Source organism: Streptomyces sp. SID486 (assembly GCF_009865385.1).
Classification (GTDB): Bacteria; Actinomycetota; Actinomycetes; order Streptomycetales; family Streptomycetaceae; genus Streptomyces.
In genome coordinates this window covers 1-252 of record NZ_WWJT01000654.1, presented here as the reverse complement: position 1 = coordinate 252, position 252 = coordinate 1, and the positions used below count along the sequence as shown (strand labels likewise).

Annotated in this window: 1 protein-coding gene; it reads left to right on the top strand. The window is 81.0% G+C overall.

What is annotated here, in order from left to right:
* Positions 1–252: biotin/lipoyl-containing protein (locus GT045_RS30380; protein ID WP_345942802.1), on the top strand; the 252-nt coding region annotated here is incomplete at both ends.

The following is a 252-nucleotide window of genomic DNA, read 5'->3' as shown; positions in this document are numbered from 1 at the left end:
CGCCGAGGAGGCTCCGGCCCCGGCCGCCGAGCCCGCCCCGGCCGCCGAGCCGGCTCAGGCCGCACCGTCCACCGAGCAGGCCGCCCCCGCCCCGGCCCCGACCGCCGAGGCCGCCTCCGGCGGCGGCTCCGCCGAGGGCACGGACGTGGTCCTGCCCGCGCTCGGCGAGTCCGTCACCGAGGGCACCGTCACCCGCTGGCTGAAGTCGGTGGGCGACTCCGTCGAGGCCGACGAGCCGCTGCTCGAGGTCTC